Genomic DNA, 6992 nt, shown 5'->3' with positions numbered 1-6992 from the left:
TTTCGCGCTTACTTATAGCGTTACAGCTTTCCGTAGGCGACGACAAACTGCCCGGAACATTGGTATTCGACGAAGTGGAGGCGGGGCTCGGCGGCAAAACCGCGCTCTTCGCCGGCTGCAAACTGCGCCAACTCTCACGCCGCTGCTGCACGATACTGATAACCCACCAGGCGACCATCGCCGCGATGGCCGATCAGCACTTCGTCGTCAAAAGAGATGGAGAAAACACCGAAATAACGGAGGTAGCGGGAGAGGCGCGCGAACGCGAAATCGCAAGAATGCTCTCCGGCGACGAAAGCTCCTACGAGGCCTTGGAACACGCGAAAGCGCTGCTGGAAAACAGCGGCGGGGAACAATAACGGCTTCGCTATCATATAAACTTGAGAGGTAAATTCTATGGACAGACAGATTCGCTTTCCCGACGGTGAAACAGTCCCCGCCATCGGACAGGGCACATGGTTTCTCGGAGACCATAAAGAAAAGGCTGAACAGGAAAAAGAGGCGCTGATCGCGGGCGTAGAGGCGGGTATGACCCTGATCGACACCGCGGAGATGTACGGAGAGGGCAGAGCCGAGAGGCTCGTGGGGCAGGCGGTAAGAGAGCTTGACCGAGAAAGACTGTTCCTAGTCTCCAAAGTCTATCCGCACAACGCGGGGCGGGAGCGCATCTTCAAAAGCTGCGAGGCAAGCCTCGAGCGCATGGGCACGACCTACCTTGACCTATACCTGCTGCACTGGCGGGGCCCCGTGCCTCTGGAAGAGACGGCCGCCTGTATGGAAGAGCTGAAAAAGAGGGGCCTGATTCGCCGCTGGGGCGTCTCCAATTTCGACACTGACGACATGCGGGAGCTGTGGAACGTCCCCGGCGGAAAAAACTGCGCCGCGAACCAGGTGCTCTATCACATAGCCTCGCGCGGCATTGAATACTCCCTGCTTCCGTGGCTGACGGAGCGCCGCATCCCCGTGATGGGCTACTGTCCGCTGGCGCAGGGCGGCGGCCTGCACCGCGGACTCTACGGCAGCGGGACGCTCAGCAAGATCGCCGCAAACCATGACGCCACCGTCGCGCAAATACTCCTCGCCTTCGCCATCCGCAGCGGAAACGTGATCGCCATTCCCCGCAGCGGACAAAAACAACACGCGCTGAGCAACGCGGCGGCGGGCGGCATAACCCTGACGGAAGAAGAGCTCCGTCTCATCGACCGCGAATTCCCCGCGCCAAAGAGAAAAACAGCCCTAGACATCGTATAGAGCGCTGACTGTGAGTAGACAGAATATGTGCCCATTACGATAATTTATGTGATTTTGCATCAATATGCACATTCCCCCAGCGAGAAGAGCCGGTGCTTTTCTGTTCTTGCTGAGGGAATGTCGATATTACAACAGTTTTCCGTTCCTGTTCACAAATTTACATCTTTTGATCTTCCCATAGGGGAATAACGGCAAAATAAGCAACGCCGTCAGTATTATCACAAAACCAGATTCATTAAGGTCGAACACCCTGTAGAATATCACCGACAGAATCATCGTCAGAAACGGGATAAACGCAACGATTATCCCGTTTACCTCCGCTCCTATAACATTAATACCCCTTTGCAGGAAATAGACCGGCAATGCAGTGCCGGTCAACGCTAAAACAAACATGTAGAGCATACTCCGCGAATTGACAAGCTGCATAGTATCTTTCGGCAGCATAAATAAGGAGAATAGCAGCAGCAGGTCAAAACGCAGCGCGAGTATCTGGTTTGCTGAAGTTCCCGCCAGCTGTGCAAATCGGGAGGAATCAACGGCATAAAAATAACCGCTGACGCTGCCGGTAACGGCCCATAATATTCCTAAGGAGCACGTGGTTACGCTCCGTGCAGAAAAACACAAGTAAGCGCCATAGGCAACGCAAAGTATCAGCAAAACAACAGACATTCGGACATTTACCCGGCGTTTTTCCCTTTCCGCCTTTAGAAACCAATAGCCAAGCAGCGCACTGCCTGCAAAATAAAAAGAGTTGTAATTGGATGCCCCCACCATCTCAGTACTGAAAAAACAGAGCGTATAGATCAACAAAGTAAACAGCATCATCCGCAGCGCAACACCCTTATATTTGACACATGCCGCGTAAGTCTCTTTGATCTTTTTTATACACATTAGATTAAAGATCACCACGGTCATAAGAGTATTAAAAAATATCGAAAACCATAGTGGATAGCGAGCCGTGGAATCCTCTATCATGATGGACGAAACCGCTATTAATATGACAAAAATAATAGAGTACCTCATTTCCTCTTCCTATCGGCCCATTCTAATTTTATAAGCTTCAGAAGGCCGGCAAACTTTCTCAGTTCTTCATCTTCCATATTAGCACGTAACATTATGTGTAATCCTGAATTGCCTCCTTTTACGGTCGGGAAGGCAACAGTCGAGGTATAGAACCCTTCTTCAAACAGGCGAATGCCAGTATAAAACAGTTCGTCTTCGTCAGGGTATTTGATAACTCTAACCGCGCTCCAAAGGTCGCTCTCTTTGATATCCATAAGCTGGTCAAAAAGTCTGACCTTCTCATGCAATATCTTTTGTAAATTATCGACAGTACCGTCAGCATGAAGTTTCAGACAGGCTCGTGTAGAACCACAGATCATCGAAGGAACGGGAGCGCTCCATTCGAGCGGACCTCCGTATCTTTCAATTATATCGAGTAATTTTTTGTCAGAAAACAAAATAACGCCTCCGCCGTGGGCGCCAAATCCCTTTTCTAATGAAGCGATAAAAAACGATCTATCGTTTAGTGCTCCAAGTTTATCGATTAACAGTCCCTTTCCGTTCTTACCAACAACGGAGAGTCCGTGAGCTTCGTCGATCAAAATATACATACCATATTTTTCTTGCAGCCGCAGTATTTCATCCAGGCATGTGACGCCACCCGTGCTATAAAGACTTTCACAAAGATACACGACAGGGTTTTTAGTTTTGCATATTTTTTCCAGCGCCGCCATGTCATTGTGGTTGATAGTGATCACCTCCGTCTCGTCAGCACAGGCCGCCTTCATGTAATTCATACAAAAGTGTGCATTTTTATCATAGACCATGACCGGCGGCTTATTACCGGTAAAAAGCCCGGCGGCCAGCAGTGGGAGGATTCCGAAGGAGGCTAACGAACACGTCCATGTCATAAATGCGTTGCAGCCCATAAAGTTTCCGAATTCTTCATTTACTTCATCTACGATAGCTAAACGGACCCTTAATGGGGCTGCCGCTATTTGGATACCGCCCGCCTCTTCAAGACCGTCCAGCAAACCCTGTTTAACTGTGGGAAAATCATTTAATCCTAAATAACTGCAGCTGGACATATTCATGAAAACATGCCCGTTTTTCATCCGCATCATCTCTCTGCCAATATCTTTCCCCGTTACACCTGACAGCCCTGATCTTTTTATTTTCTCAAACGACTCATCGGCCAACTGTACCATTTTAGGGATATTTGCGAAATTATGCATAACCATACCTCCTCAATATTTTCGTTCTCATAGTATTAATAAATGATGGCTGACTAACAGATAATCTGTCTTTGTTGTTTGCAAGTATATAGATTAAGCGTAAAATACATATAAAATCAGACCAAGATCACAAGGGTTGTTTTATAAACAAAGTTCGTTTATTTTTATTTTTTACGCATATTTTATGATTTTTTTGATACATTTTATCAAATCTGGAATAAATAAAAATTATCTGCGTATCAACGCAGAGAATGGAGCGCCCTTTGGACAAACAAGACATTCTTAAATTCCATTTACTTGGAAAAGCCCGCATTGAAAAAAACGGAGAAGAGCTTACCCTGCCGTTTAAAAAAGCAGAGGCCCTTTTGTTTTATATCGCCCTGGAGGGAATCTCTTCAAGAGAGAAAATAGCCGGGCTGCTTTGGGGGGACAAGGGAGAGCGCGAGGCGGCGGGAAATATCCGTAATGCGGTTTATCAGCTAAAAAAAATTCTGCCGCAAAACTTTTGCTCCTGCGGCAGAGAGCTTTCATTATGCTGTTTTATAACCGATGTTGAAGAACTATGCGCGCTTCCGGCGGAATGCACCTTACCAACGGTAATATTTGAAGAGCCGCTAAAAAACCTTGAGCTGCCGTCATCTCCCGAGTTTGACGAGTGGCTGCGTTATACAAAAAAGGATATCAAAGATAAAGTTGTCAAATATTTAAAAGAAAGGAGCTCTATTTATACGGCTGGTCCGGAGAGTATGAAGGCGGAAACGCTATCGGCCATTCTTAAACTTGAGCCATTTGATGAAGATACATTACTCCTATTGATGCGTTGCTATATTAGTATGAAGACGCCATCCAAAGCGCTGTCTCTTTACAGGACTTTCTGCGAACGACTGGAGGAAGATGGCGTTGCCCCCGACGCCCATTTGCGTCAATCAGCTCAAAAGCTGCTGGCTGATTCAGACGGAAATGCGTTGCATATGAATAATTTCTTTTATGGACGTAATTGTGAAATCAATGAAATTATCGGCAACGCTTCCAGGTATAGCGGCGAGATGTTGTTCTGTTGTATATACGGAGAGGCCGGTATTGGCAAAACAACACTCGTCAATAGGGCTGTAAAGCTGCTTAAGGACGAAAATGTCGAATTATTCAGCACCCTCCCATTACCTGTGGGAGAAAGATTCCGATATTCCTCATGGAATGAGTTTGTACGTCAAATTACCAAAAAATATAATGACCGCGCTTTATCGATAGGAGGGGACTCTATCGCAATATTGTCCCGTTATTTCTACGACCTGCCGGATAATATGCAGATCCGTGGAGCCCCGCTTTCTCCAGAGCGTGAAATATTCGCTGTCGGACATACGCTCGCCATGCTCGTTAATAGACTATGCGCGGGAAAGCGGCTTATGTTGATTTTTGAAGATCTGCATTGGTACGACGAACATTCGTTGGCTCTATTGCGTATCTTCATTATGAAGTTGCGGCTTCCTGCGATCTTCTTTTTTACGAGCCGCCCTGAATTTTCTGATACGATAATAAAATTTCTTTATAACATCAAAATCGAGTTTCATCATTGCCTTATGGACATACCTCTGCCGCCTTTTTCCAAAGATGAGACAGTCAGCTATTGTCGTTATTTTTTGAAAGAAGATATATTAGAAAAGAGAAACGAAGATTATTTCTTTGATAAAAGCGAGGGAATCCCGTTATTACTTGCGGAAATGGTAAGAAAAGTTAGAGACCATGCGGAAGCGGACTGTTCAGTAGCTCTTGATAAACTGATAATGAGCCGCTTCGAAGAGCTCAGCGTGCTACAGCGTGATATATTGTCGTGCCTTTCCGTATTCGGCGGACCGGCGTCTGCGGAAAACATCGCGGCAGCGCTTTCTATGCCGTGTGAAAATATCTACGAGCCGTTGTCCGATCTGCTTTGCAGAGATATGATACGTGAAATTGAAAGCGACGGCAGGTTCTTTGTAGACTTTTCTCATGAAAACATTAAAGAAAGTGTATATCGTTCCCTTTCTGGTTTTAAGAGGATATACCTTCACAAAAGTATCGCAAAATTCCTGTCTGCAAAATATTATCCACACATATGGAAACCTGAATTATCGGCAACTTTATGTTATCATTACAAAATAGCGGGAGAAGATGTAAAGTTGTTGGAACAGCGTCTTGAGGAAATTTACTTTGACCTTAATCTTAACCATATACTTTTCCCCTTGATAGAGGACGGGGTTCTTTTAGAGTGTTCTATGCCTTTCAGCAATAAAATTGACACCGAAGAAAAATTCAAGGCCGTCACGCAAGTATTTGAAAGATGCGGCGAAAGCGCCATAGGCGACGCTCGTTTACTGCGTAGATTAAAAGCCTCCTACTATGCGATGTATGGATGTTATTTAATCAGCTGGGGGGAATATACGGCGGGAATAAACGTGACAAATCTTGCCTCCAGGCTGGCTGAACAGGATGGTCTTTTAGAAATATCGCTTCATTGTCTTGAAAACACAGGTTATCAACACCTACAAACCGACAATGCCGACGCTTTGAAAAAAACAGCGAAAGAGATACTACATCATGCGAAAAAGAAAGGCAAGGATAAGCATATAGGGCTTGCGCTTCGTTTCATTGGCACCGCGTACATGATCGAACGCGACTACGACACAGCAATTACGGTATTTAGAGAATCAGTCAAAATCTTTGAAAAATTAGAGTGTGAGAAGAAATTTTATACATTGAACCGTCTCGCGCCGCATTGTTATATTGGAGAGATCCACCAATGGCGCGGAGACGACGAATTTGCAAAAAAAGAGTTTGAATATTGTACGGCTTTATGCAGGGAAAGGGGACTATTTAGCGGACAGAGCCACTTTCAGGCACATGCAGCCGACGCTGCGCTGGGGCTTGGTGACAACGCGTTATTCCATAGGCATATCAAAGAAAGTACCTTATCGTTCGAAAGTTCCCGCGGAGGCTGCTGTACACCTGTGCTTTACAGTCTGAAAGCTATCGACGACGTGTGGGAAAGAGATATAGCCAGTGCCGTCAGATCGTTAAAAAATGCTGACTTTCTTATCACATCGGGAAGAAAAAGCTGGCGCGCAGTTCATGAAATGTCAAAAGCGTATGTCGTAAAATTCTCAGATGTAAGACATAAGAGAGAATTATTGAATCATTTAAAAATGCCATACGAATACTACGCCAATAACGCCGTGTCGCTTTATGAGGAATTGGGCGCATATAAACGTGCCGATTATATAAAACGGCAGTTTTTGTAATCCTGCCGTGCACCATGAACGCTGTGAATGACGCCGTCCGGCGGCATAGGCATCAACAACAGGCTTTCAAGTGTTTGTGCAGGGGGCAAACTCATGAGTCAGCCGTCAACGTTCGTGCTGCCGGGCAGCGTCATTTTTTGCGATTTCACAACGTTCGCCGTAAATTATCTTAGATATTAAGAAAATAAACATGATTTTCCTCCTATAAATGTTCACCGAGGCCTGCCGC

Annotated in this window: 4 protein-coding genes and 1 pseudogene; 3 read left to right on the top strand and 2 right to left on the bottom strand. The window is 45.9% G+C overall.

Features of this window, described 5'->3' with window-relative positions:
* Both LIO98_RS12215 and LIO98_RS12210 read left to right on the top strand, forming a co-directional pair.
* Positions 1–359 (top strand): annotated as a pseudogene (locus tag LIO98_RS12215) (chromosome segregation protein SMC); the annotation flags it as partial.
* 37 nt (positions 360–396) lie between these two features.
* Positions 397–1251: an aldo/keto reductase gene (locus LIO98_RS12210; RefSeq protein ID WP_291957551.1), complete on the top strand. Its 855-nt coding sequence runs from the start codon at positions 397–399 to the stop codon at positions 1249–1251.
* A gap of 126 nt (positions 1252–1377) precedes the next feature.
* On the opposite strand, the gene LIO98_RS12205 is transcribed toward LIO98_RS12210, so the two are convergent.
* Together LIO98_RS12205 and LIO98_RS12200 are read right to left on the bottom strand one after the other, a co-directional pair.
* Complete coding sequence (locus LIO98_RS12205; protein WP_291957548.1) at positions 1378–2226, bottom strand: EamA family transporter; 849 nt, start codon at positions 2224–2226, stop codon at positions 1378–1380.
* A 44-nt stretch (positions 2227–2270) separates the two neighbouring features.
* Positions 2271–3488: an aminotransferase class I/II-fold pyridoxal phosphate-dependent enzyme gene (locus tag LIO98_RS12200; protein ID WP_291957545.1), complete on the bottom strand. Its 1218-nt coding sequence runs from the start codon at positions 3486–3488 to the stop codon at positions 2271–2273.
* A 263-nt stretch (positions 3489–3751) separates the two neighbouring features.
* Here LIO98_RS12200 and LIO98_RS12195 point away from each other — a divergent pair, with 263 nt between their 5' ends.
* Entirely contained in the window at positions 3752–6763 is a 3012-nt protein-coding gene (locus LIO98_RS12195; RefSeq protein WP_291957542.1) for an AAA family ATPase, read from the top strand.
* Positions 6764–6992: the final 229 nt, after the last annotated feature.

Source organism: Cloacibacillus sp., assembly GCF_020860125.1.
GTDB lineage: Bacteria > Synergistota > Synergistia > Synergistales > Synergistaceae > Cloacibacillus.
Note: the sequence above shows the minus strand (reverse complement) of the source record. Positions and strands in the feature narration are given on the sequence as shown.